This window comes from Brevibacterium epidermidis NBRC 14811, assembly GCF_001570805.1.
Taxonomy (GTDB): domain Bacteria; phylum Actinomycetota; class Actinomycetes; order Actinomycetales; family Brevibacteriaceae; genus Brevibacterium; species Brevibacterium epidermidis.
In genome coordinates, this window is sequence record NZ_BCSJ01000015.1 from 136,188 (window position 1) to 161,035 (window position 24,848).

A 24,848-nucleotide genomic window follows, 5' to 3' on the forward strand; every position below is an offset into this window, starting at 1 on the left:
GGGGTCACACCGGTTGGGTGAGCAGAACGACGTGCTTCTCGCCGAGGCGAGTGAACACGAGTGTGGCTTTGTCGCCCTTGGGTAGTTTGAGTTGGCGTCGGACCTGGTCGGGCACGATATCCGCGCCGCGTTTCTTGATCACGACCGAGCCGATCCCGCGGGAGACGAGCTCCTTGCGCAGGCTCGGGATCTTCGCGGGCAGAACATCGACGACCTCGTAGGCGGTGACTCCTGCAGACGCCGGGCCGCTCGGTTCGACGTCAGTAGTCAGATACGCGATCTTCGGGTGCAGTCGGCGTGCCTGCAGTGGTGCGCACAGGGCGGCGACGAGTCCGGCGCGCACGATCGCACCGTCGGGTTCGAGCAGATACTTCCCGAGTTCCCCGATGTCCGCCTCGTCCTCGTCGGGCAGGTTGTCCTCGTGGACGAGGAGGGTGCGTTCGCCCATGACGAGAGCTCCGCGGCCGGGGCGCTGCCTGGCCTCACCGAAGTAGAGGCAGACCTCGACGACTTCGCCGTTGTGGGAGACCCACTGTGCTTCGGCTTCGTCGGGGACGAGGTTGTGGTCGAGTGCCGGGCCGAGCTTCACTCCAGCCGCCTTCGCCGCGCTCGCTTTCTCGATGACCCATGACAGGGAGGGGGAGAAGGCTTCGGGGTCGGTGATGCGGGAGGTTGATCCGCGTTTGTCTGCCTTGCCGATGGTTCGCCGGGCGGGATCGAACCAGAGGGCATCGAATCCATCCAGGTCGACATCCTCGGCGCGAGCATGTTTGACGGCGGCATCGGGCAGATGACGGAGGTTGAAGGCGGCGATGGCGGCGGTGACTTCGTCGGCGTCGACGGCCGAGACGTGAGCACCCATTCCGGCGAAGGCGACCGAATCCGCGCCGATCCCGCATCCGAGGTCGGCGATGCGGAAGGACTCGCCCTCGGCCACATCGCCGATGAGGCGACGGGCGTGATGAGCGGCGACCGGCAGTCGTGTGGCCTGGGCCAGTCCGTCGCGGGTGAAGAGCATATCCTCGGCGAAAGGTCCGAGCTTCGCTGCCGCCTCCTGCCGCAGGCGGGCCTGCGTGAGCAGGGCTGCAGTCACATCTGCGGAGAAGCCCTCTTTCCGCAGGGCCGTTGACCGGGCGAGCTCATCGCCTTTGAGGTCGTCGATGCGGTCGAGCCTGTCGAGGACGGCGACGTCGAGCAGTTCGGTCAGTGTCTGCGGATCCATGGCTTCACCCTATCGTCTGCGCGGTGGGGCGATCTCCTCGTCGAGGCGGCCCGGCCGAACCGCCGGGCCGCTGTGGTGATTGTGCCAGCCGACCGTTGCGGTAAGTTGTTGGCTGTGACGTTATTGACCGCCCGCGATATCCGCAAATTAGCCGCTGACATCGGTCTGCGCCCGACGAAGCAGAAGGGCCAGAACTTCGTCATCGACCCCAATACCGTGCGCTCGATCGTCACCGCCGCGGGTCTTGAAGAGAACTCGAACGTCGTCGAGATCGGTCCGGGACTCGGTTCGCTCACCCTCGGCCTGCTCGAGGCAGGACATACAGTCACCGCGGTCGAGATCGACGAACTGCTCGCGCAGAAGCTGCCGAGCACTGTCGAGAAGTTCGCCGGCAGCGACGCACCGTTCCAGCTGGTCAACGCCGATGCCCTGCGCGTCACGACGCTTCCCGCGCAGCAGCACACCACCGACGTAGCAGCAGACACTACTGACTCTGCTGCGAATCAGCCCGATGCCCTTGTGGCGAACCTGCCCTACAACGTGGCCGTGCCCGTGTTGCTGCACTTCCTCGAGACCTTCCCGAGCCTGAAGACCGTCCTCGTCATGGTCCAGCTCGAAGTCGCCGAACGGCTCGCCGCCGCTCCCGGCTCCCGCACCTACGGAGTCCCCAGCGTCAAAGCCCAGTGGTACGGCGAGGTGGCGCTGGCGGGAAAGATCGGCAAGAACGTGTTCTGGCCGGCCCCGAACATCGACTCCGGACTCGTGCGCATCGACGTCACCCGCACCGACCGCGACCCGGCAGTCCGCCGTCGCCTCTTCACCCTCATCGACGCCGCCTTCGCCCAACGCCGAAAGACCCTGCGCGCCGCCCTGTCCGGATGGGCCGGCAGCCCGCAGCAGTCCGAAGACCTGCTGACGGCGGCCGGAATCGACCCGAAGACCCGCGGTGAGGCACTCACCGTCGCCGACTTCGAACGCCTCGCCGCCGTCGACGGCGGCGCCACCGCACCGGGCCCGCCCGCCGAGGATCCCTCACAATGACCACGCCGCTGCACCCCCGCACGACGATCCCAGCCCCGGTGAGAGTGCAGGCGCCGGGCAAGATCAACATCCACCTCGGTGTGGGTGCGGCGAACGACGGATATCACGAGCTCGCGACAGTGTTCCAAGCGCTCAACCTCGGCGAGACCCTCACCCTCATTCCCGGCGGAACACGCTCGATCATCGTCCAAGGCCGCTACGCGGATGCCGCGGTCCCGCACGACGAAACGAACTTCGCCAGACGCGCCGTCGACCTCCTCATCACCGCGCTCGAAGGCGAGCGTGACGTCGATGTGCTGCGTGACCTCGACATCGTCATCGACAAGCAGGTGCCCGTGGCCGGCGGAATGGGCGGGGGATCGGCCGACGCGGCAGCCGCACTCGTCGGAGCCGCCCACCTCGTCGGCGGCGTCGATGACGCGATCGTCCACGAATGTGCGGTCGCCGTCGGAGCCGATGTCGCGTTCCTCCTGCGCGGGGGCACGGCCATCGGCCAAGGTCGCGGGGAACTGCTGAGCCCCGTGCTCACACGCGGAACCTTCCACTGGGTGATGGCCACCTCGACGTCGCCCCTGCCCACTCCGGACGTCTACGCCCGCTTCGACGAACTCAACCCCGACCCGGCCCCGGCTGCCGTCCCCGATCAGGTGCTCAAGGCGCTCGCCGCCGGAGAACCGGATACTCTGGCGGAATTCGCAGCGAACGACCTCACCGAGGCGGCCGTGTCCTTTATGCCCGAAATCGCCGAAATCATGGAGGCCGGCAGGGACGCCGGAGCCGTCCTGCCCCTGCTCAGCGGCTCGGGACCGACGATCGGCTTCCTTGCCCGCGACGCCCACCACGCCCTCGACCTGGCCGTGCTCCTGCAGGCCACACGAGGCGTCAACGAAGCGCTGCGCACCACCGGGCCCGCGCCCGGAGCGCATATCGTGGACGGCGACTGACCGTGGGGGAGAACCGCGGCAACCTCCACGAAATCCTACGTGACCAGGTCGGACAGGACATCGTCGCCGGACGGCTCGCCGCCGGGACGATCATCAAGGCCGAGGATCTGCGTGCCCGCTACGACGTGTCGCTGTCGGTGGTGCGTGAAGTCGTCCGAGTCCTCGAATCATTGGGCATGCTGCAGCCGATCCGTCGGGTCGGTCTAGTCGTGCTCGCCATGAGCGAATGGATGCTGCTTGACCCGCTCGTCATCCGCTGGAGGATGACCGAGGCGCCGGCGCGGCAGCTGCGTTCGCTGACCGAACTGCGAGTGGCCATCGAGCCCGAGGCCGCAGGCCTGGCCGCGCAGCATGCTCCGGCGGAAGCCGCCGAAGAGATCATGGGCCTGGCCGCCCGCATGCGGGCAACGGGCAGACAAGGCGATGTCGAAGCGTTTCTCGAAGCCGATGTGGCGTTCCACCGGGCAGTGCTCGGCGCCGGAGGCAATGAGCTCTTCGCCGCCTTCGACACCGTCATCGGTGAGATCCTCGCCGGCCGCACCGGGGCGGGACTGATGCCGAAGTTCCCGAACCCGGACGCCCTGCAATGGCATTTCGACGTCGCCGATGCTATCGGCGGACAGGACGCAGAGCGAGCCAAAGAGGCGATGGCGAAGATCGTGGCCAAAGCCGATGCAGAGATGGAAAGCGTCTGGGCCGACGAACCCCGGCACCAGGGGAACTGAGGACTCGAGTACGGGCAGCTGAGCGCCCTGGCACCCGGGTGTCTGGCACCCGGGCAACAGGGATCCGACTCTAGAACAGGCTGACGACTCCGTAGAGCGCGAGACTGAGCAGGAATCCGACGGTGCCCAGCAGCGTCTCGGCGACGGTCCAGGTCTTCAGCGTCGTCTTCGTATCCATGCCGAAGAAGCGGGAGACGAGCCAGAAACCGGAGTCATTGACGTGGCTGGCGAAGACCGAACCGGCGGCCAGCGACAGCACGATCGCCACGACCTGCAGGCTCGAGAAGTCCGGGTTGCCGACGACGATCGGCTGGACGAGAGCTGCCGCTGTCGTCAGCGCAACGGTGGCCGAACCCTGCGCGATGCGCACGATCGCGGCGATGACGAAGCCGGCGACGATGACGGGCAGGCCCAGGGCGGCGAGCGAATCGGCGAGGGAATCGCCGATGCCGCTGGCGCGCAGCACTCCGCCGAACATTCCGCCGGCACCCGTGATGAGGATGATTGAGCACACCGGGCCGAGGGCCGAGTCGACGACGGTCTCGACCAGCGACTGGTCCTTCTTCTGCTTCCAGCCGAGCAGCCACATGGCGATGACGACGGTGATGAGCAGGGCGATCGGGGTCTCGCCGAGCAGCCGTAGGGAGCTGATGAGCACCGAATCGGTATCGACCCATCCGGCCTCACCGGCGAAGTTCAGCCCGGTGTTGAGGAAGATGAGCACGAGCGGCAGGACGAGCAGGAAGATGACATGCCCGAGCTTCGGGCGGGAGGCGAAGTCCGCGTAGGAGTCGTTCTTTCCTGCCGAGAGTACGTTCGGGACCGCGACGTCGATGCGCTTTCCGATGATCAGTCCGAACAGGTACCCGGTGAGATACCAAGAGGGGATGGCGATGATGAGTCCGCAGATGAGGACGAGTCCGACGTTCGCTCCGAGCAGTCCGGAAGCCGCGACCGGGCCGGGGTGCGGGGGCACGAAGATGTGCATGGCGGAGAACGCCATGGCCGCAGGCATCGCGTAGAGCAGCAGAGACCCACCGAGGCGGCGCGCGATCGTGAAGATGATCGGCAGCATGACGACGAGGCCGGCATCGAAGAAGATCGGGAAGCCGAAGAGCAGAGAGGTCACACCGAGGGCGAAGGGTGCTCGCTTCTCACCGAAGAGGCGGATGAGGGCGTCGGTGAGCACCTCGGCGCCGCCGGAGAGTTCGAGCATCCGCCCGAGCATCGCGCCGAGTCCCACGAGCAGGGCGACGCTGGCCAGGGTGGATCCGAAGCCGTCATAGAGGACGTCGATGAGGTCGCCCGGCATGATTCCTGCGGCCAGAGCAGTGATTACGGAGACGATGACGAGGGCGATGAAGGCATGCACTCGTGCCTTGATGATGAGCAGGAGCAGCACGGCGATGGCCGCGGCCGCGATTCCCAGCAGGGCCGGAGTCGACAGAGTCCAGGCCAATTCGAGTTCGGTCATTGTTCCTCTTCCTTGAGGTCAGTTAGATGGGCGGACGGTGGACTGGGCGATCATGCGCTCATCCGATTCACGGAGTCGAGGATCGCATTCAGGACATCGGGAATCGACTGGTCGACGTCGACGGTGGCATGAGCCTCCTCGGCGGCCAGTGGTTCGAGAGTGGCCAGCTGCGAGTCGAGCAGATCCGGGGACATGAACTCGTGGTCGCGGCGGGCCAGGTGGTCGGCGATGACCTCGCGGGGGCCGTCGAGGTGGATGAAGACGAGCGATGGTGCGGACCTGCGTAGCAGGTCGCGGTAGGTGCGTTTGAGGGCGGAGCAGGCGATGACCGGGGCCGGGGTGCGGGCGGCTTCGACGGCGACGCTGTCGAGCCACGGTGCCCGATCCTCATCCGTCAGCGGGACTCCGGAGCCCATCTTCGCCTTGTTTGCCGCGGAGTGCAGATCGTCGGCGTCGACGAATCGACGGTCGAGGGCATGCGCCACCTGCGCGCCGAGGACGGTTTTGCCGGTTCCCGAGACACCCATGATGACGAGCGGTGGAAGGAAAGGGCTGTGACCCATTACCGAAACCTCTCGATAAAATATGAAGAAATATCTATAATCAGTTATTAAAACAGATTTATTGCACCGTAGTGCTGGTGGGAAGCGACTGTCAACACTGCTGATCAGAGGGAAGAGGAATGCTCATGAAGGCCGATGTCGCAGTGATCGGAACCGGCGTGATGGGGTCGAACCTGGCCCGCAACCTCGCCCGCCAGTCAGGCCACCGAGTGGCAATCTACGACCGCGACGTCGAGCGTGCGCAGAAGCTGGCTGCGGACTTCCCTGAAGCCGATTTCATCGTCGCTTCCGATCCGGCTGACCTGGCAGGGAAGCTCGCCGAGCCGCGGGTGGCCATCCTCATGGTCAATGCCGGACGAGCCACGGATTCGGCGATCGGCGACCTCGCCGAGGCGTTCGCCCCCGGTGACATCATCGTCGACGGCGGCAACTCCCATTTCCAGGACACGATCGATCGCGGGGTCCGCCTCGAGGGCACCGGCACCGAGTTCGCCGGGGTCGGCATCTCCGGGGGAGAGGTCGGCGCCCTGCTCGGACCTTCCCTCATGGTCGGCGGATCGGAGACCGCATGGCAGCGCCTGCGTCCCCTGCTCGAACCCATCGCAGCGAAGGCCGGAGACGAGGCCTGCGTCGATCACATCGGCACCGACGGTGCCGGACACTTCGTCAAGATGGTCCACAACGGCATCGAATACGCCGATATGCAGCTCATCAGTGAGGCCTTCACCCTCCTGCGCGACAGTCTGGGAATGACCCCGGCCGAGATATCCGAGGTCTTCGCCGACTGGAACACCGGAGAGCTCGAGTCCTACCTCATCGAGATCACCGCCGACGTCCTCGCCCACGTAGACGAGGCGACGGGCCGACCCTTCGTCGACATCGTCGCCGATGCCGCGAAGGCCAAGGGCACGGGTGCGTGGACGGCGCAGGTCGGGCTGGACCTCGGGGTTCCGGTGCCCACCATCGCCGAGGCGGTCTTCTCCCGTTCGCTGTCATCCGCCGCCGATCTGCGGGCCGAAGGACTCAACCTGCCCGGTCCCCGTCCCGGAGCCGAATCTCCTGCACTGTCTGCGGACGACCGTGCGTCCCGAATCGATGAGATCGGCAAAGCCCTACTGCTCGGCAAGGTCATGGCCTACGTCCAGGGCTTCCACGAGATCGCCGTCGGCGCCCGCGAGCACGACTGGAACATCGACCTCGGAGCGCTCGCCGGAATCTGGCGGGCCGGCTGCATCATCCGCGCCCGCCTGCTCGACCGCATCGTCGCGGCCTTCGACGTCGAGACCCCGCCGGAGAATCTGCTTGCCGCCGACTTCGTCCGCGAAATCGCCGAGAGCTGCCAGGAATCCCTGCGTTCGACAGTGGTCCAGGCCATCGGCCACGGCATCGCCGTGCCCGGGCTGGCCTCGACCCTGTCGTACTTCGACGGACTGCGCACCGAGGCAGGCAGTGCCGCTCTGATCCAAGCCCAGCGTGACCGCTTCGGTTCGCACACCTATGCGCGCACCGATCGTCCCGGTGTCTTCCACACGCAGTGGTCGGGCGACCGCGCTGAGGTCGAGGTCTGAGCACCGCCTCGGCGACGGTCGGTTCGGTCTCACCTATCGACTGTGGTGGCCCGAATGACGGACTGTCGATATGTTAGGGATATGACTTTGCCTCTCGAAGATGTTGACCCAGACGGCCTGCTCGAATACTCGGTGGTCTTCACCGACCGATCGCTCAACCACATGTCGAAGCGGTTCGTGTCCGTGATGCAGAACATCAACCGGATCCTGCGCTCGGCCTACGATGCCGACAGCGTCGCCATCGTCCCCGGCGGCGGCAGCTACGCCATGGAATCCGTGGCCCGTCAGCTGGCCACCGGCAAGAAGGCGCTGATCGTGCGCAACGGTCTGTTCTCCTTCCGCTGGTCGCAGATCCTCGACGCCGGAGCCATCGCCTCGGAGACGACCGTGCTCAAGGCCTCCCCGGACAGCGCTGAGCACCAGTCCGCCTGGTCGCCGGCCCCCGTCGCCGACGTGGTCGCCGCGATCGAGCGCGAGAAGCCCGCTGTCGTGTTTGCTCCCCACGTCGAGACCGCCTCGGGGATGCTCCTGCCTGACGACTACGTCCGCCAGGTTGCCGAGGCCACCCACAACGTCGGCGGAATCTTCGTTCTCGACTGCATCGCCTCGGGTGCGGTGTGGGCGTCGATGACCGCTCTCGGTGTCGATGTGCTCATCTCCGCCCCGCAGAAGGGCTGGAGCGGATCGCCGTGCGCCGGCTACGTCATGCTCAGCAAGGCCGGCCGCGCCGCCGTGGAGGCATCGACCTCGACGAGCTTCGCGATGGACCTGAAGAAGTGGCTGTTCATCGCCGACGAATACGAAGAGGGCCGTGCGCCATACCATGCGACGATGCCCACCGACGCTCTGGCACACAACGCCAAACTCATGCTCGAAAGCGAGGAGCGCGGCTTCGACAAGCTCGCCGCCGCGCAGGCCGAACTCGGCGAGCGGGTGCGCACCGTCTTCTCTGACCGCGGACTGCCTTCGGTGGCTTCGCCGGAGTTCGCTTCGCCGAGCGTGGTCGTCGTCCACACCGACAACCCGAAGCTCGCCACCGGTGCCAGCTTCAAGGAAGCCGGCGTGCAGATCGCTGCCGGTGTGCCGTTGCAGTGCGATGAGCCCGAGGACTTCTCGAGCTTCCGCATCGGCCTGTTCGGTCTCGACAAGCTCGGCGACATCGACGGTACGATCTCGCGCCTCGAGGCTGCCCTCGACTCGATCGGCGTGACCGCCGACAAGTAGTCCCGCACGGCTAGCGCCTCCGGCGACACCTCGTCGCACAACACACATTCAGCGCCATAACCTCCCGTTGCAACGAGGGGTTATGGCGCTGAATGTATGTTGTGACCCTACCGGTGAGGGATGCTCCCGAGCTTCAGGTGGAGCCTCAGGCAGTGTCTCCGAGGGCGACGACGTTGTCGGCGAGCCGTTCGTTGCTGCCGTACATGAAGTGGTTGGCCATGTTCTCGGAGAACCGGCTGGCATCGGTCGTCAGCCCGACCGCCTCGGCGACTTCGCGGATGTGCATCGGGGTCGCGCCGCAGCACACGCCGATGTAGTTGACGCCCAGGTCGAAGGCCTCCTTGGCGAACGCACCGATCTCGTAGCGGTTCGTCTGCAGGGGATCGAGAGCGGTGGGGAACGTGCGTCCGTGCGGGGAGGCTACCTCGGCGCGGGGGTCGGAGAGGTTGAAGAACGTCGGCTCGGTCTCCGTGGTGCGGTAGGGGATCGGCAGGGCGCCGACGTGACAGGACACGGCCGCGCGGATCTCCTTCAGCCACGGCAGCATCGTCGCCGGTCCGCGGAAGCAGTTGAGGCCGACGACATCGACGCCGAGCTGTTCGAGACGCTGCGCAGTCTCGACGATCCCGACCCCGTCGGCCATCTCCTGGAAGCCCATGGGGGCGAGGGTGAGGACGACGGGCAGGCCGCTGGCCTTGGCGATCTCGGCGGCGGCGATGGCCTCACCTGCGAAGTAGAAGGTCTCGCCGATGATGAGGTCGGCGCCTTCCTCGACGGCCCAGCCGACCATCTCGGCGAACATCGAGCGGACCTCGTTCTGCTTGGCCTCGTCGGCGGGGTCCCAGATGTTCGAGTTCGAGATGTTGCCGGCCATGAAGTTCCCGGGCTTGGCGTCGGCAACGGACCGGGCGATCTGCAAGGCGGCGCGATTGAGCGGCTCGAGCAGGTCCTCCTTGCCGATCACGCGCATCTTCTCACGGTGTCCGTTGTAGGTGAAGGCCTCGACGATGTCGGAACCGGCCCGCTGGAAGTCGACGTGGAGGGAACGCAGGGCGTCGGGGAATTCGAGGGCCACCTCGGGGACGAACTCGCCGGCGGACAGATATCCGCGCTTCTCGAGCTCGAACAGGAAACCTTCCGCGCAGATCACGGGGCCGGCGTCGAGGCGTTGGGTCAGGGCGTTGGTCGCGGTCATGGATGCTCTCCGATTCGATGATGTGGTCGAGCCCGGGCGAGCGGCCCGAACTCCGGTATCACACCATCAAATGAGGGAGCGAGGTGCGTCACATCGACATAAAACGTCGTCGATCGCCATGAAATGACACGACCTGCGCCGCGGCGGCCCGACGAAGAGCAAGCAACGCAGGGTTCCGGTAGGTGACAGGGTCCGCCGAGGCGGCCCGACCGTCAGTGGTCGTCGCCGCTGAGGTACACCGGCAGCCGGCGGTAGCGCACCGCCCGTTGGGCGGCACCGGCGGGAACTTCCTGAGTCGGTTCATAGGTGGCGTTGTTCTGCGGAACCTCGTGCGAACCGGGCAGTGGGAACGGGTCGCCCGTGGCAGGGGCGGGGGAGGCGAAGGACTGCTGCTGACCGGGCTGCTGTTCGGAGCCGGGGGAGTGCTGGTAGCCGACTCCGGGCAGCGGCTGCAGTCCGAGGCCCTGCCGGTCCGGTCCGTCGCCTTCGCTGTAGGCGTTGCCGGGATGATGAGTGACGCCGGGGTAGGCGGCATGGGCGTCGACGTCCCCGCGACGACCACGCCCGCCGCGACGGTCGGAATCCTCCGGTCGCAGGAACGGGAACGGTTTGAGCAGGAGGCCCGTGACGGTCGAGGACCACCAGCGCAGGGCGCGTTCGAAGGGCGACCACGCCAGCAGGCCCGTCCAGACGACGGCAAGGGCCACACAGATGAGGAGGACGACGGCGTCGTGGAGGACGTTGCGGCTGTCGTCGAGGACGGGCTGCAGGGCGCGGACGACGAATCCGTGGAGGATGTAGACGGCGAGGCTGTTCTTGCCGATCTTCGCGAGCGTGTCCTTCGTGTTGCTCAGCCACGACAGCAGGGCCAATGTCAGCAGCACCGCTCCGATGTCGACGATGAGGCGCAGTCCCACGCCTTCGGGAACGCTGACGTCGAAGTGGGCGAAGTTGAGGCTGCCGTAGAGCCAGTTGTGATCGACTTCGTCGAGATAGAAGTATCCGACGGCGCCGAGGGCAGCGGCGCTGAGGCAGAGCTTCTGCCAGATCGCAAGACTGCCCGCCCAGCCGATGATCTGCTTGCCGTAGAGCTTGCCGATGACGAAGAACGGCCAGAACGCCAGCGTCCGAGCAGCGGAGAGTTCGGTGTCGAGGATCGGCAGAATTCCGCCGAAGAGCCCGGCGACGAGCGAGGCGACGAGCATCGTGCGCGGGAAGCGCTCGATGAAGGGAACCGTGATCATCCACCACGCCATCGACAGCAGGAACCACGTGTACCAGAAGGGTCTGAGGAAGTCGTAGTCGGGATTGAGTCCGAAGAGCCACATCCACCCCCACATGAGCGGCAGCACTGTGGCCAGGAGGACGAAGTAGGTCAGAACCCGCTCGGCCAGTTTGTTCGACTTCGCCGTGATGCCGGCGAGGAAGACGAACGCCGGCATGTGGAACATGTAGATGAAGTACATCGGCGCGCCCAGGATGGGCGACTCCCACGGAGAGGTCCGAGCGAGAAGGTGGCCCAGAACCACCAGGAAGATGAGTATTCCTTTGGCGCGGTCGATGCGATAGTTCCGTGTTGACACGCCGATACACTACCGTACCCGGCCGTATAAGGGGAAAGATCACAGCTTCGCCGAGGCGGCCGGACGCTCCCGTAGGGCCGTGTACTCGCGCGTGCGAACGGAGTTGTGGATGCCTAGCTGCGGGCGGCGCAGTCCACGCATTTCGCCGCGTAGGGGCGAGCTTCCAGTCGCGCCTCGGCGATGGGCTTGCCGCAGTCGATGCAGGTTCCGAACGTTCCCGCGGCGAGGCGGTCGACCGCCTCGGCGATCTCTGTGAGTCGATTCTCGGACTGTTCGAGCAGGGTCGCGGCCTGCGAGCGTTCGAAGGCGAGCGTCGCGCCCTCCGGATCATGTTCGTCGTCGCTGTTGTCACCCTCGCGGGCGGCCGAGACCTCATCGATGCCCTGGGTCAGGCGGGCGATGAGCGCCTGCGCATCCTCCCGCTCCTCCTCGAGCAGTCTCCGCATCTTCGCTTCGTCGATCATCGTCTTCTCCTCGATTCCTTCCGGCTGTGTCGCCGGTGGCCTCTAGTGAAGGCCCCGAACGTTCAGGTCGCGAGCGCTCGGGCCTCGAAAGCTCAGGCTTCGAGTGCCTCGGACGCTTCGAGCCAGCGCATCTCGAGTTCGTCGAGTTCGTCCTGGTACTCACGGATCGCGGCCGTGAGAGTGGCCAGTCCTTCGAAGTCGGTCTGGTCGTGGGCGGCCATCTCCTCGTGCTTCTTCGCGATCTGAGAAGTGAGCTTGTCCATCCGCCGCTCGATCGAGGACACTTCCTTCTTCGCCGCGCGGGCTTCCGCGCCGGTGAGCTTCGCGGCCGATTCCGATCCCTCGCTCGCCGAGGCGGCCCCACCGGAATCGTTCCCGCCGGCTCCCGCCGTGGCCCCGTTCGAACCGGCGGTCTTATTCGAACCGGCAGAGCCTCGGCGTTCCTGTTCGGCGCGCAGCCGCAGGTACTCTTCGACGCCGCCGGGGACATGGCGCAGACCGTTGTCGAGGATCGCGTACTGCTGATCGGTGACGCGCTCCAACAGGTACCGGTCGTGGGAGACGACGATGAGAGTGCCCGGCCAGGAATCGAGCAGATCCTCCATCGCCGCGAGCATGTCCGAGTCGACGTCATTCGTCGGCTCGTCGAGGATGATGACATTGGGTTCGGCCATGAGCAGCATCAGAAGCTGGAGCCGGCGCTTCTGTCCACCGGAGAGTTCCTTGACCCGGGCAGACAGATGTTCCTTTGCGAAGCCGAGGCGTTCGAGCAGCTGAGCCGGAGTGAAGTCCTTGCCCTCGATGTTGAATGAGGTCTTCGACTCGGCCAGAACCTCACGTACTCGCGCATCGGCGATGCGGGCCAGATCCTTGAACTGCTGATCGAGCACTCCGATCTGCACTGTCTTGCCGCGCTTGACCCGACCGGCATCGGGTTCGATCTCCCCTGAGACCAGGCCGAGCAGGGTCGACTTCCCGGCACCGTTGGGGCCGAGGATCCCGGTGCGCTCACCGGGACCGATGCGCCACGTGACATCCTCGAGGATCGTGGTCTGGCCGAAATGCTTGGACACGTCGAGCAGGTCGACGACGTCCTTGCCCAGACGGGCCGTGGCCATCTTCTTCAATTCGATCGGATTGCGCACCTCGGGCACATCGGCGATGAGCTGATTGGCCGCTTCGATGCGGAACTTCGGCTTCGACGTTCGGGCGGGTGCACCGCGCCGCAGCCACGCGAGTTCCTTGCGCATGAGATTCTGTCGCTTCGCCTCGGTGGCGGCGGCGATCCGGTCGCGTTCGACCCGCTGGAGGACATAGGCGGCATAACCGCCTTCGAAGGGTTCGACGATGCGGTCGTGGACCTCCCAGGTCTTCGTGCAGACTTCGTCGAGGAACCACCGGTCGTGGGTGACCAGCAGCAGGGCGCCGGAGTTCTTCGGCCAGCGGGCGCGAATATGCTTCGCCAACCATGCGATGCCGTCGACGTCGAGGTGGTTCGTCGGCTCATCGAGGATGAGCATGTCCCAATCGCCGATGAGCAGAGCCGCCAGGGCCACTCGGCGGCGCTGACCGCCGGAAAGTGAGGAGATCTGCGCATCCCAATCGAGATCGGCGATGAGACCGGAGATGATGTCTCGGGCCTGCGGATCTGCAGCCCATTCGTGATCGGCGGCATCGCCGACGACGGAGAAGCCGACCGTGGCCTCGTCATCGAGGTCATCACGCTGTCCGAGCATCCCTAAGCGCAGACCACCGCGATAGGTCACCCGTCCGGAATCGGGTTCGATGGTGCCGGCGAGCATGCCGAGCAGGCTCGATTTGCCGTCGCCGTTGCGGCCGACGATGCCGATCATGTCGCCGGACTCGACGCCGAGGGTGACGGAGTCGAAGACGACGCGCGTGGGGTATTCGAGGTGGAGGGCTTCTGCCCCGAGGAGATGTGCCATAGGACTCTCTAGCCTAGTTCACGACGGGCGGACTCCTGTGCCTGCCGGGCGTCTGCCGACACGTCGGTCGACTCACTGCACTCGTCGGTTGTCTGTCTCAAAGTCGAGGGCTTTCGCGTTCGCATTCTGGACCGAAAACGGTCGTGGATGACGGAATATTTCTTTTTCATATCGGTGTGCGTGATTGAAGTGTTACCGGAGCCGCTGAAACGAGTTCAGTGCATTAGACTGACCGAAACTCATCAAAATATGACAGTTCGTCCAGTGGTTTCACATTTTCGGTAAGGGCAGACAGGGCCCTCATCCGTGTGCGCTGTCTGAATCAGAAAAGAGAAAACGTGAAGAAGCTCGCTTCCGCGGTGTCGATGATCGCCGCCTCCGCCCTCGTCCTCTCCGCCTGCGGTTCCGCCGAAGGCGGCGAATCCGGCTCGGACTACCTCGCCTGCATGGTCTCCGACTCCGGCGGCTGGGACGACCAGTCGTTCAACCAGTCGAGCCGCGAGGGCCTGGACAACGCGAAGAAGAACCTCGGCATCGAGGAGAGCCTCGCCGAGTCCCAGGGCGACGCCGACTTCGGGCCGAACGTCGACAACATGGTCCAGCAGGGCTGCAACCTCACCTTCGGTGTCGGATTCCTCCTCGAGGACACGATCCAGGAAGCCGCCGAGGCGAACCCGGACCTCAACTTCGCCCTCATCGACTCGGGCTTCTCCGACGCCGACGGCAAGCCGGTGACGCTCGAGAATGCGAAGCCCGTCGTCTTCAACACCGCAGAGGCCGCCTACCTCGCCGGCTATGTTGCGGCCGCGACCTCGAAGTCCGGCAAGGTCGGCACCTTCGGCGGCGTCCAGATTCCGTCGGTGACGATCTTCATGGACGGCTTCTCCGATGGTGTGAAGAGGTTCAACGAAGACAAGAAGAAGGACGTCAAGCTGCTCGGCTGGAACAAGGAGAAGCAGGACGGATCGTTCTCCGGTGACTTCGAGAACCAGGGACAGGGTCAGGAACTGACCAAGCAGATGATCTCCCAGGGTGCCGACGTCATCATGCCGGTCGCCGGACCCGTCGGCCTCGGTGCCGCCGCTGCGGCGAAGGAAGCCGGCGACGTCAAGCTCGTGTGGGTCGATTCCGACGGCTACGAGTCGACCGAATACGGCGACATCATGCTCACCTCGGTCGTCAAGCAGATCGCCAACGCGGTCGAGGACACCGTCAAGGAAGGCACGGAGGACAAGTTCACCAACGAACCCTACGTCGGCACCCTCGAAAACGAAGGCGTGGGCATCGCTCCCTACCACGACCTCGACAAGGAAGTTCCCGAAGACGTGAAGAAGGAAGTCGAAGAGCTCAAGAAGCAGATCATCGACGGCAGCCTCGTCGTCGAGTCGGAGAGCACACCGAAGTAAGCTCGTCGGTTAAACTGCAGGGCCGGACATTGTCGGCCCTGCAGTTTTCAAGTTTGTGAGGAGAACCGGAAGCAGTGAAACTCGAGCTTCGCGGGATGACCAAGGTGTTCGGATCGTTCGTGGCGAACGACCACATCGATCTCACCATCGAGCCGGGCGAGATCCACGCTCTGCTGGGTGAGAACGGCGCCGGCAAATCCACCATGATGAATGTCCTCTACGGACTCTACGATGCCGATGGGGGAGAGATCCTCATCGACGACAAGCCGGTGAAGTTCTCCGGCCCCGGCGATGCCGTGGCCGCGGGAATCGGCATGGTCCACCAGCACTTCATGCTCGTGCCCGTGTTCACCGTCGCCGAATCCGTGGCGCTGGGCTACGAACCCACGAAGAGCCTCGGGCTCCTCGACATCAACGAGGCGCGGAAGAAGGTCAAGGAGATCTCTTCGCGCTTCAACTTCAACATCGATCCCGACGCCCTCATCGAGGATCTGCCGGTCGGCGCACAGCAGCGTGTGGAGATCATCAAGGCTCTGTCCCGGGATGCCAAGATCCTCATCCTCGACGAGCCGACGGCCGTGCTGACTCCGCAGGAGACCGACGAACTCATCTCGATCATGCGCCAGCTCAAGGAGCAGGGCACATCGATCGTGTTCATCACCCACAAACTCCGTGAGGTCCGCGCGATCGCCGACGCGATCACGGTCATCCGCCGCGGCAAGATCGTTGGCGAGGCCTCGCCCGAGTCGACCGAGGCCGAACTGGCCAGCCAGATGGTCGGCCGCGCCGTGTCGCTGACGACCGAGAAGGAAGCCGCCGATCCGGGCGATGCGACTTTCCAGGTCCGGGGCCTCACCGTCGTCGACAAGGCCGAGAACGTCGTCGTCGACGATGTGTCCTTCGACGTCCGGCGTGGTGAGATTCTCGCCGTCGCCGGTGTCCAGGGCAACGGACAGACGGAACTGGCCGAGACGATCATCGGACTCACCGAACCGCGTCTGGGCACGATCACTCTCGACGGGGAGAAGCTCGTCGGCAGCTCGGTCAAGGACCGCCTCGGTGCCGGCATCGGCTTCGTTCCCGAAGACCGTTCGACCGACGGCATCATCGCGGAATTCGCGATCCGCGAGAACATGATCCTCGACGTCTACGACCGTGAGCCCTATGCCAAGGGCCTGAATATGCGGTCGAAGGTCATCAACGAAGAGGCGAAGAAGAAGGTCGAGGAATTCGACATCCGACTCGGCAGCGTCTCCGATCCGATCTCGACGCTCTCCGGCGGAAACCAGCAGAAGGTGGTGCTCTCCCGTGAGCTCGGGCGCGATCTGCGACTGTTCATCGCCAGCCAGCCCACCCGCGGCCTCGACGTCGGATCGATCGAATTCGTGCACAAGCGCGTCATCGCCGAACGCGATGCCGGCACGCCCTGCATCATCGTCTCGACCGAACTCGACGAGGTCTACGGACTCGCCGATCGCATCGCCGTGATGTACGCCGGACGCATCGTCGGCATCGTCGGACCCGAGACCTCCCGTGAGGCACTGGGCCTGATGATGGCCGGCGTGCCCGCCGACGAAGCCCTCGAAGCAACGGACGACGACTCAGCCACCACCTCGGCGGAGGAGACCAAATGACGACTGATATCTCACCGGCGGCTCCCTCGGCGGCACCGCCGCCGGAGTCCGAGGCCGAGGACGGCAAGGAACAGACGCTGCTGCAGCAGATCATGTCGGGTTCGTGGCTCGTCTCGCTGTTGGCGATCGTGCTCGCACTCCTCCTCGGCGGTGTCCTCATCGCCGTGTCGAATGCCGAGGTCGTTGCGGCAGCCGAGAACTTCTTCGCCGCCCCCGGCGAGTTCTTCTCCGCCCTCTTCCAAACCGTCGGAAACGCCTATTCGGCGCTGTTCCGCGGCGCGGTCTTCGACTGGGAAGCCCGCACGACCGAACGTGCCATCCGCCCCCTGACCGAGTCGATGGTCTCGGGCACACCGCTCATCCTCACCGGTCTCGGCATCGCTCTGGCCTTCCGCTGCGGTCTGTTCAACATCGGCGGACAGGGCCAGGTCATCCTCGGCGCGACCATCGCCGGCTTCCTCGGCTATGCGCTGCCGCTGCCTCCCGTCGTCCACATGCTCGTGGCTGCGATCGGCGGCATCATCGGCGGTGCGATCTGGGCCGGAATCGCCGGTGTCCTCAAGGCGCGCACCGGGGCCAACGAGGTGATCGTGACGATCATGCTCAACTCGATCGCCGGGTATGCGCTGGGCTACCTGCTCAAGGAGAACTGGTTCACGCACACGACGTCGGCGAACCCGCAGTCACGCGTCGTCGACGACTCCGCGCAGATGTTCCTGCTCCTGCCGCCGCCGTTCCGCCTGCATTTCGGCTTCATCATCGCCATCCTCGCCACGATCTTCGTGTGGTGGCTGCTCGAACGCTCGACCGTCGGCTTCGAGTTCAAGGCCGTCGGCGCGAACCCGCACGCGGCACGGACCGCAGGCATCTCCGTGTCGAAGGTGACGATCCTCGTCATGATCGTCGCCGGTGCCCTGGCCGGACTCGGCGGCGCCGCTCAGGTGCTCGGCACCGAATTCAAACTCACCGGCGGCATCAGCGGATCGATCGGCTTCGACGCCATCACCGTGGCCCTGCTGGGACGGTCGAAGCCGCTGGGCACATTCCTCGCCGGGCTGCTCTTCGGTGCGTTCAAAGCCGGCGGCTACCTCATGCAGTCCCAGACGGGAACGCCGATCGACATCGTCCTCGTCGTCCAGTCCGTCATCGTGCTGCTCATCGCGGCCCCGCCCCTGGTGAGGTCGATCTTCCGGTTGCCCACACCGGTGCTCAAGCGGAAGGAGGACTGAGATGACTGCTCAGACCATGGATAGAACACCTTCGACCCAGGTCAAGGCGCTTGCGCCGATCGCCTGGAAATTCCCGATCGTCTATACGATCCTCGCCCTCGTCTCACTCATCTTCTTCGGCCTCATCGGCCGTGACGGCGACACGACCTTCCGAGTGGCCACCGGCGGAGACTTCTTCGCCATCCCCGACTTCGCCGTGTCCTCGACCGCGGCAGGTCTGACGCTGGGCATCATCCTCGTCATCATGGCCGCCGTGTCGATCTATGTGTCGGTCAAGCGCATCGACCTCGGCTCCTGGTTCCCGATGCTCTTCGGCGTGATCTTCGTCCTGTCCTTCCTCGCGTGGGCAGGCGGCGGATCCGGTGGCGTGATCCCGCTGACCACGCTGCTCGCCGGTGCCCTGGCGCTGTCCGTGCCGCTGATCTTCGGCGCCATGTGCGGTCTCGTGGGAGAGCGTTCGGGCATCATCAACATCGCCATCGAAGGCCAGCTGCTGGCCGGTGCGTTCCTCGCAGCGGTCGTCGCCTCCGTGGTGAAGAACCCGTACGCGGGTCTGCTCGCCGCTCCCATCGCCGGTGCCCTGGTCGCCGTGGTGCTCACCTTCTTCGCGGTGAAGTACTGGGTCAACCAGATCATCATCGGCGTCGTCCTCAACGTCCTCGTCGTCGGCGTCACGAGCTTCCTCTACTCGACGGTTCTCACCCAGGATCCGGAACTGTGGAACTCCCGCCAGAAGCTGCCGAATCTGCCGATCCCGCTGCTTGCGGACATTCCGGTGCTCGGACGAGTGCTGTTCGACCAGAACATCCTCGTCTACATTATGTATGTCGTCGTCATCGCCCTGCAGATCTTCGTCTTCCGCTCGAAGTGGGGTCTGCGGATGCGGGCCGTCGGCGAGCACCCGAAGGCCGCGGACACCGTCGGCATCAAGGTCAACTTCACCCGCGTGCGCAACACTCTGCTCGCCGGTGCCATCGCGGGCCTCGGCGGTGCCTTCTTCACCGTCGGCTCCGGACTGGCCTTCGGCAAGGAGATGTCGGCAGGACAGGGCTATATCGCCCTGGCGGCGATGATCCTGGGCAAGTGGAACCCGAAGGGTGCGCTGTTCGCGGCGCTGCTGTTCGGCTTCTCCAAGAGCCTCGGCAACACTCTGCAGTCCATCGGCACCCCGGTGGCCAACGAGCTGCTGCTCATGCTGCCCTACATCGTCACCGTCTTCGCCGTCGCCGGCTTCGTCGGTCGGGTCCGCCCGCCCGCCGCGGAAGGTGTGCCCTACGTGAAGTGAGTCCCGCCTCGGCGACGGACCAGCACGACCCCTCGAATACCCCGCAGTCGCAACCTGAAGGAAGTATCCCCATGACTGTCCCCGAACCCCGCGCTTCCGCACCCGAATCGACCGCCCCGGTCTGGAGTGAGGAACCCACCCCCGTCTGCCCCGAGGACCTCAGCGAAGGCACCTGGGAGCTTCTGCGAGCAGAAGCGAAACGGGCGATGACGAAGGCCTATGTGCCGTACTCGAACTACCCGGTCGGGGCGGCCGGCCTCGTCGACGACGGCCGCATCGTCGGCGGATGCAATATCGAGAACGCCTCATTCGGTGTGACCCTGTGTGCGGAATGCTCGCTCCTCTCCGAGCTGTTCATGACCGGCGGGGGCCGCCTCGTCGCCTTCGACTGCGTGGACGGAGAGGGCAACACCCTCGTCCCCTGCGGGCGATGCCGACAGCTGCTGTTCGAACACGGCGGCAACGATCTCGTCATCAACATGCCCAGCGGACGCGCCCCGATGTCCGTGGTCCTGCCCGAAGCTTTCGGACCCGACCACCTGGCCGCCGCACGCCGCGACCGTGAGGCCAAGCACTGATCGACGAAAACGAAGGATTGAGACCGTGAGCGTAGAAGCATTCGACACCGTCGACGTCATCGCCGCCAAGCGCGATGGCCGAGCCCTGAGCAAGGAGCAGATCGACTGGGTGATCGACGCCTACACCCGCGGCGCCGTCGCCGAAGAGCAGATGGCGGCCCTGGCCATGGCGATCTTCATCAACGACATGGAGCCCGAAGAGATCGCGCACTGGACGCAGGCGATGATCGACTCCGGTGAGCGCATGGACTTCTCGTCCCTGTCCCGGCCGACCTCCGACAAGCATTCGACCGGGGGAGTCGGCGACAAGATCACCCTGCCGCTGGCCCCGCTCGTCGCGGTCTTCGACGTCGCCGTCCCACAGCTCTCCGGCCGCGGTCTCGGTCACACCGGCGGCACCCTGGACAAACTCGAATCGATTCCCGGCTGGCAGGCGGGCCTGAGCAATCAGGCGATCGTCGACCAGCTCGAGGACGTCGGGGCCGTCATCTGCGCGGCCGGAACCGGTCTGGCTCCGGCGGACAAGAAGCTCTACGCTCTGCGCGACATCACCTCGACGGTCGACTGCATTCCGCTCATCGCTTCGTCGATCATGTCGAAGAAGATCGCCGAGGGCACCTCCGGGCTCGTCCTCGACGTCAAGGTCGGATCCGGTGCGTTCATGAAGGACCTGACGAAGGCCCGCGAGCTTGCCCAGACGATGGTCGAGCTCGGCAAGGCCGCCGGGGTGAATACCTCGGCGCTGCTGACCGATATGTCCACGCCCTTGGGCCTGACCGTCGGCAATGCCCTCGAGGTCCGCGAATCCGTCGAGGTCCTGGCCGGCGCAGGACCAGCCGACGTCGTCGACCTCACCGTCGCCTTGGCCGAGGAGATGCTGCGCCTGGCCGGCAAGACCGATGTCGACGTCCGCGCCGCACTGACCGACGGTCGTGCCATGGACAAGTGGAAGCAGATGATCCGCGCCCAGCACGGTGACCCGGAGGCAGCCCTGCCCGTCGCCGAGCACACGGAGGTCGTCACCGCGACCGAATCCGGGGTGCTCACCCAGCTCGACGCACTCTCGGTGGGAGTCGCCTCGTGGAGGTTGGGCGCCGGACGGGCACGGAAGGAAGATCCGGTCCAGGACGTGGCGGGCATCGAACTGCACGCCAAGCCCGGGGACACGGTCACGGCCGGTCAGCCGCTCATGACACTGCACACGGCGACCCCGGAACGCTTCGAACGGGCGATCGAGGCCCTGGACTCAGCAGTCGAGATCGGCGGGGACGCCGCCTCGGTGCCGGAATCGATCGTCTTCGACACGATCACCTGAGTTCGATCGCACACCGGCGGCACTACTGCGCGGCCGCCGACCTCACTACTCTGGAACCACAGCCCTAGAACCAGCATCACCGAACTTGGAGGAACCCATGACCAGCCGCACCGATGTCGCAGCCATGATCGACCACACCCTGCTCAAGCCCGAAGCGACCCCCGCCGACGTCGACGCCCTCGTAGCGGAGGCGAAGGAGCTGGGCGTGCTCGCTATCTGCGTGTCGCCGTCCATGCTGCCGGTCACCGATCCGGGTGAGCTCGTCGTGGCCACCGTCGTCGGGTTCCCCTCCGGCCAGGTGAAGCCGGAGATCAAGGCTGCCGAGGCGAAGCAGGCTGTCGCTGACGGTGCCGCCGAGGTCGACATGGTCATCAACATCGGACAGGCCGTCGCCGGAGATTTCGACGGGCTCGAGGCCGATATCCGCGGTGTCGTCGAAGCCAGCGGGGATGCCGTCGTCAAGGTCATCATCGAGTCGGCGGCGCTGACCGATGAGCAGATCGTCGAGGCGTGCCGCCGCTCCGAGGCAGCTGGTGCCGGATTCGTCAAGACCTCGACCGGTTTCCACCCGGCCGGCGGAGCCAGCGCTCACGCTGTGTCGCTGATGCGCGAGACCGTGGGCGATCGCCTGGGCGTCAAGGCCTCCGGCGGAATCCGCACCGCCGAGGCCGCCGAAGAGATGATCGCCGCCGTCAGGTAGTTCTTGGGGTGTGTCAGAGGCCGAAGAAGGCTTTCAGTTCGGTGCTGATCGAGGCCAGACGTTCTGTCAGGGCCGGCTTGAGGGACGCACTCGCCGAGGTGGTCGACAGTCGCACTCCTGCGCTGGCTGCCGCACGTGCATCGGCATCGGCCGCAGCCTGGAGTTCCGAGGGATCGGCGACGACTTCGAGATAGCACTTGAGCTTCGGCTCGGTGCCCGAAGGACGCACGATGACCCGCGAGTTCGACTCCGAGAGCAGCAGGATTCCGTCGGTCGGCGGCAGACCTTCGTACCCGGCGGAGAGGTCATGAACCTCGACGACGGGGGACCCAGCCAGAGTGGCCGGCGGATTCTCCCGCAGCTTCGCCATCGCCGTGGCGATGAGAGAGACGTCGTCGAGGCGGAAACTCAGCGGAGCGGTGGCGAAGTAGCCGTCGCGGTTGCGGATCCGATCGAGTTCGGCCTCGATGCTGCTGCCTTCCGACTTCAGCCGCGACGCCAGGGACGCGAACGTCACAGCTGTGGAGATGCCGTCCTTGTCGCGTACTGCAGCCGGGTCGACACAGTAACCGAGTGCCTCTTCGTAGCCGAAGACGAGTCCGGCCACTCGAGAGATCCACTTGAAACCAGTGAGCGTGTTCACCGCAGTGAAGCCGTGGCTGGCAGCCGCTGCCGCCAGACCGCGGGAGGACACGATCGAGTTCGCAAAGACCGGAGCCTCAGTTCCCGTCGCATGATGTGTTCCCGCCGCCAGCCGAGTCGCGGCATCCTCACCGAGGAGGAGTCCCACCTCGTCGCCGGTCAGCTGCCGGTACCCGACCGCCGCTGACGCATCCGGGATGGCCGCGGAGAACCGGTCGGCATCCGGATCGTTGGCGATGATGAGTTCGGCACCGATCTCCCGAGCAAGCGCATAGGACTCATCGAGTGCCCCGGCCTCCTCAGGGTTCGGGAATGACACCGTCGGAAACTCCGGATCCGGGGCCTGCTGAGAAGCCACCGGGTGGAGGTTCGTGAACCCGGTCCGGCTCAGGGCCGCCTCGGCGACACCGGCACCCACACCGTGCAGGGACGTCAGGACGATCGACAGATCTGCCTCTGCACGCACACCCAGATCATCGATGCGGGACAGGTAGTCCTCGACGATTGACTCATCGAGGTGCTCCCACCCGGACTCAGCCCGAGGCGCAGAAGCGACGGACTCCACAGCCGCGATCTTCTCGGCGATCAGTGCATCGGCCGGGCTGACGATCTGTGCGCCCGCACCCGCCTCGGCGTCAGCCTCGGAGCCGATCGCCTGCAGGGGACGTTTGCCCAGGTAGACCTTGTAGCCATTGTCAGCTGGCGGGTTGTGACTGGCCGTGACCATGACACCGGCGTCGGCTTCGAGATGCGACAACGCGAAGGCCAGCAGCGGGGTCGGCAGCTGCTCGGGCAGTTGGATCGCGACTCCACCGGCGGCGGTGACGACAGCGGCGGTATCGGCCGCGAACTCTGCGGACTTGTACCGGGCATCGCAGCCGATGACGACGCGGAATCCCTCACCGACGGTCTCAGCGAGGAACGCGGCCAAACCGGCGGCGGCACGGATGACGACTGCCCGGTTCATCCGGTTCGGACCGGCAGCGATCTCACCGCGCAGTCCGGCGGTGCCGAAGACGAGGGGACCGGAGAACCGGTCTTCGAGATCGGCGATCGCGGCCGCATCCCCGGCTTCAGCCTCGGCGAGGATGTGCTCCAACGAGGTGGCTGTCTGCTGGTCGGGGTCGTCGGCGATCCAGGCACGGACCACCTCGGCGTCGAATCCATTTGTGAACCGGTCGGCTACGCGAGTCATGTTCCGTCCTTTGCGGGTCTGCGGTGAAGAGGGGTGGGGTAGGGGAGTGCTGCTGTCGTCGGTGCTGTGGCTCAGAGCTTCGCGACGATATCGGCGAGCAGTCGAGAGATGCGCGGGGCGGCAGCGGCTCCGGCCTCGATGACCTCGGCGTGGGAGAGTGGGGTCTCCTGGATGCCGGCGGCGAGGTTCGTGACCAGCGAGATGCCCATGAGCTCGAGCCCGGCCTGACGTGCGGCGATGGCCTCCAGCGTCGTCGACATGCCCACCAGGTCCGCGCCGAGGATTCCGGCCATTCGCACCTCGGCGGGGGTTTCGTAATGAGGTCCGCGGAACTGCGCGTACACGCCTTCGTCGAGCGTCGGGTCGATCTCCTTGGCGATGGCCCGCATGCGCGGCGAGTACAGATCGGTGAGATCGACGAAGTTCGCGCCCTCGATCGGGGAGGTACCGGTGAGGTTGAGGTGATCGGAGATGAGCACCGGAGTACCGGGTGCCCAGTTGCGGTTGAGTCCGCCGCACCCGTTCGTCAGCACGAGCGAGGAGCAGCCGGCCGCGGCCGCGGTGCGCACACCGTGGGCGACCGCCCGCACGCCCTTGCCTTCGTAGTAGTGGGTGCGCGATCCGAGGACGAGTGCATGCTTGCCGCTGGCCTCGATCCGCACCGTGCGCAGGGTTGCACCGTGGCCTTCGACGGCCGGAGCGTGGAATCCGGGAACTTCTGCAGCGGAGATCTCGGCAACGGTTTCGCCGAGGAGGTCTGCCGCCCCGCCCCAACCGGATCCGAGGACGAGCGCGATGTCGTGCGATTCGATGCCCGCGTTCGAGTTGATGGTCGTGGCCGCGGCGTGCGCGGCGGCGGTAGGATCGCTTAAGTCAGTCATGACGCCAAGATTATCAAGTTCCCCACCGCCCAAG

General features: G+C 65.6%; 21 protein-coding genes. 12 read left to right on the top strand and 9 right to left on the bottom strand.

The features are described from left to right. Positions 1 to 4: 4 nt before the first annotated feature. Entirely contained in the window at positions 5 to 1,222 is a 1,218-nt protein-coding gene (locus BEP01S_RS11755; protein WP_062243474.1) for a class I SAM-dependent methyltransferase, read from the bottom strand. Between the two features lie 114 nt (positions 1,223 to 1,336). Between BEP01S_RS11755 and rsmA the strand changes: the two genes are divergently transcribed. The 3 genes from rsmA to BEP01S_RS11770 are packed head-to-tail and all read left to right on the top strand — an operon-like array spanning position 1,337 to position 3,932. After that, on the top strand, positions 1,337 to 2,263 hold the full coding sequence (gene rsmA, locus BEP01S_RS11760) for a 16S rRNA (adenine(1518)-N(6)/adenine(1519)-N(6))-dimethyltransferase RsmA (RefSeq protein ID WP_083532689.1): 927 nt from the start codon (positions 1,337 to 1,339) through the stop codon (positions 2,261 to 2,263). Further along, positions 2,260 to 3,207 carry a 4-(cytidine 5'-diphospho)-2-C-methyl-D-erythritol kinase gene (locus BEP01S_RS11765; RefSeq protein ID WP_062243478.1) on the top strand — a complete coding sequence of 316 codons (948 nt, stop codon included), beginning with the start codon at positions 2,260 to 2,262 and terminating at the stop codon, positions 3,205 to 3,207. The genes rsmA and BEP01S_RS11765 overlap by 4 nt, the downstream gene beginning before the upstream one ends. A 2-nt stretch (positions 3,208 to 3,209) precedes the next feature. Then, positions 3,210 to 3,932, top strand: a complete 723-nt coding sequence (locus BEP01S_RS11770) for a FadR/GntR family transcriptional regulator (RefSeq protein WP_062243480.1) — start codon at positions 3,210 to 3,212, stop codon at positions 3,930 to 3,932. A gap of 70 nt (positions 3,933 to 4,002) precedes the next feature. Here BEP01S_RS11770 and BEP01S_RS11775 read toward each other — a convergent pair whose 3' ends face one another. Together BEP01S_RS11775 and BEP01S_RS11780 are read right to left on the bottom strand one after the other, a co-directional pair. Beyond that, a complete protein-coding gene (locus BEP01S_RS11775) occupies positions 4,003 to 5,406 on the bottom strand; it encodes a GntP family permease (RefSeq protein WP_062243482.1) in 1,404 nt (467 codons plus the stop codon). Between the two features lie 50 nt (positions 5,407 to 5,456). Further along, positions 5,457 to 5,969 (bottom strand): gluconokinase, encoded by a 513-nt coding sequence (locus tag BEP01S_RS11780; RefSeq protein ID WP_039209853.1) that lies wholly within the window; start codon positions 5,967 to 5,969, stop codon positions 5,457 to 5,459. A gap of 125 nt (positions 5,970 to 6,094) precedes the next feature. On the opposite strand from BEP01S_RS11780, the gene gnd reads away from it, so the two are divergent. Together gnd and BEP01S_RS11790 are read left to right on the top strand one after the other, a co-directional pair. After that, the gene (gnd, locus tag BEP01S_RS11785; protein ID WP_083532690.1) at positions 6,095 to 7,537 is read left to right on the top strand and encodes an NADP-dependent phosphogluconate dehydrogenase; all 1,443 of its coding nucleotides are present in this window, start codon (positions 6,095 to 6,097) and stop codon (positions 7,535 to 7,537) included. An 81-nt stretch (positions 7,538 to 7,618) separates the two neighbouring features. Further along, a complete protein-coding gene (locus BEP01S_RS11790) occupies positions 7,619 to 8,761 on the top strand; it encodes a pyridoxal-phosphate-dependent aminotransferase family protein (protein WP_062243487.1) in 1,143 nt (380 codons plus the stop codon). A 145-nt stretch (positions 8,762 to 8,906) separates the two neighbouring features. Here BEP01S_RS11790 and BEP01S_RS11795 read toward each other — a convergent pair whose 3' ends face one another. The 4 genes from BEP01S_RS11795 to BEP01S_RS11810 all read right to left on the bottom strand — a co-directional run bounded on the left by BEP01S_RS11795 (position 8,907) and on the right by BEP01S_RS11810 (position 13,949). Then, on the bottom strand, positions 8,907 to 9,956 hold the full coding sequence (locus tag BEP01S_RS11795) for a homocysteine S-methyltransferase family protein (RefSeq protein WP_062243489.1): 1,050 nt from the start codon (positions 9,954 to 9,956) through the stop codon (positions 8,907 to 8,909). Positions 9,957 to 10,168: 212 nt separating this feature from the next. Further along, a complete protein-coding gene (locus tag BEP01S_RS11800) occupies positions 10,169 to 11,539 on the bottom strand; it encodes an acyltransferase family protein (RefSeq protein ID WP_083532691.1) in 1,371 nt (456 codons plus the stop codon). A 113-nt stretch (positions 11,540 to 11,652) separates the two neighbouring features. Further along, entirely contained in the window at positions 11,653 to 12,003 is a 351-nt protein-coding gene (locus tag BEP01S_RS11805; protein WP_062243491.1) for a TraR/DksA family transcriptional regulator, read from the bottom strand. A 92-nt stretch (positions 12,004 to 12,095) separates the two neighbouring features. Beyond that, positions 12,096 to 13,949 (bottom strand): ABC-F family ATP-binding cassette domain-containing protein, encoded by a 1,854-nt coding sequence (locus tag BEP01S_RS11810; protein WP_062243493.1) that lies wholly within the window; start codon positions 13,947 to 13,949, stop codon positions 12,096 to 12,098. Between the two features lie 338 nt (positions 13,950 to 14,287). On the opposite strand from BEP01S_RS11810, the gene BEP01S_RS11815 reads away from it, so the two are divergent. From BEP01S_RS11815 to deoC, 7 genes are all read left to right on the top strand, one after another. Further along, entirely contained in the window at positions 14,288 to 15,355 is a 1,068-nt protein-coding gene (locus tag BEP01S_RS11815; protein ID WP_373277911.1) for a BMP family lipoprotein, read from the top strand. A 74-nt stretch (positions 15,356 to 15,429) separates the two neighbouring features. Next, the gene (locus tag BEP01S_RS11820; RefSeq protein WP_039209840.1) at positions 15,430 to 16,989 is read left to right on the top strand and encodes an ABC transporter ATP-binding protein; all 1,560 of its coding nucleotides are present in this window, start codon (positions 15,430 to 15,432) and stop codon (positions 16,987 to 16,989) included. Beyond that, positions 16,986 to 18,218, top strand: a complete 1,233-nt coding sequence (locus tag BEP01S_RS11825; RefSeq protein WP_039209838.1) for an ABC transporter permease — start codon at positions 16,986 to 16,988, stop codon at positions 18,216 to 18,218. Before BEP01S_RS11820 ends, BEP01S_RS11825 begins: the two co-directional genes overlap by 4 nt. Position 18,219: 1 nt before the next feature. Next, the gene (locus BEP01S_RS11830) at positions 18,220 to 19,503 is read left to right on the top strand and encodes an ABC transporter permease (RefSeq protein ID WP_062243496.1); all 1,284 of its coding nucleotides are present in this window, start codon (positions 18,220 to 18,222) and stop codon (positions 19,501 to 19,503) included. A 71-nt stretch (positions 19,504 to 19,574) separates the two neighbouring features. Beyond that, a complete protein-coding gene (locus BEP01S_RS11835) occupies positions 19,575 to 20,081 on the top strand; it encodes a cytidine deaminase (protein WP_062243498.1) in 507 nt (168 codons plus the stop codon). 25 nt (positions 20,082 to 20,106) lie between these two features. Next, positions 20,107 to 21,396, top strand: coding sequence for a thymidine phosphorylase (locus BEP01S_RS11840; protein ID WP_062243500.1), 1,290 nt, complete (start codon positions 20,107 to 20,109; stop codon positions 21,394 to 21,396). 97 nt (positions 21,397 to 21,493) lie between these two features. Further along, the gene (deoC, locus tag BEP01S_RS11845; RefSeq protein WP_062243502.1) at positions 21,494 to 22,096 is read left to right on the top strand and encodes a deoxyribose-phosphate aldolase; all 603 of its coding nucleotides are present in this window, start codon (positions 21,494 to 21,496) and stop codon (positions 22,094 to 22,096) included. 13 nt (positions 22,097 to 22,109) lie between these two features. On the opposite strand, the gene BEP01S_RS11850 is transcribed toward deoC, so the two are convergent. Both BEP01S_RS11850 and BEP01S_RS11855 read right to left on the bottom strand, forming a co-directional pair. Next, positions 22,110 to 23,933, bottom strand: a complete 1,824-nt coding sequence (locus BEP01S_RS11850) for a phospho-sugar mutase (protein ID WP_062243504.1) — start codon at positions 23,931 to 23,933, stop codon at positions 22,110 to 22,112. A 71-nt stretch (positions 23,934 to 24,004) separates the two neighbouring features. Beyond that, entirely contained in the window at positions 24,005 to 24,814 is an 810-nt protein-coding gene (locus BEP01S_RS11855) for a purine-nucleoside phosphorylase (RefSeq protein ID WP_039209829.1), read from the bottom strand. Positions 24,815 to 24,848: the final 34 nt, after the last annotated feature.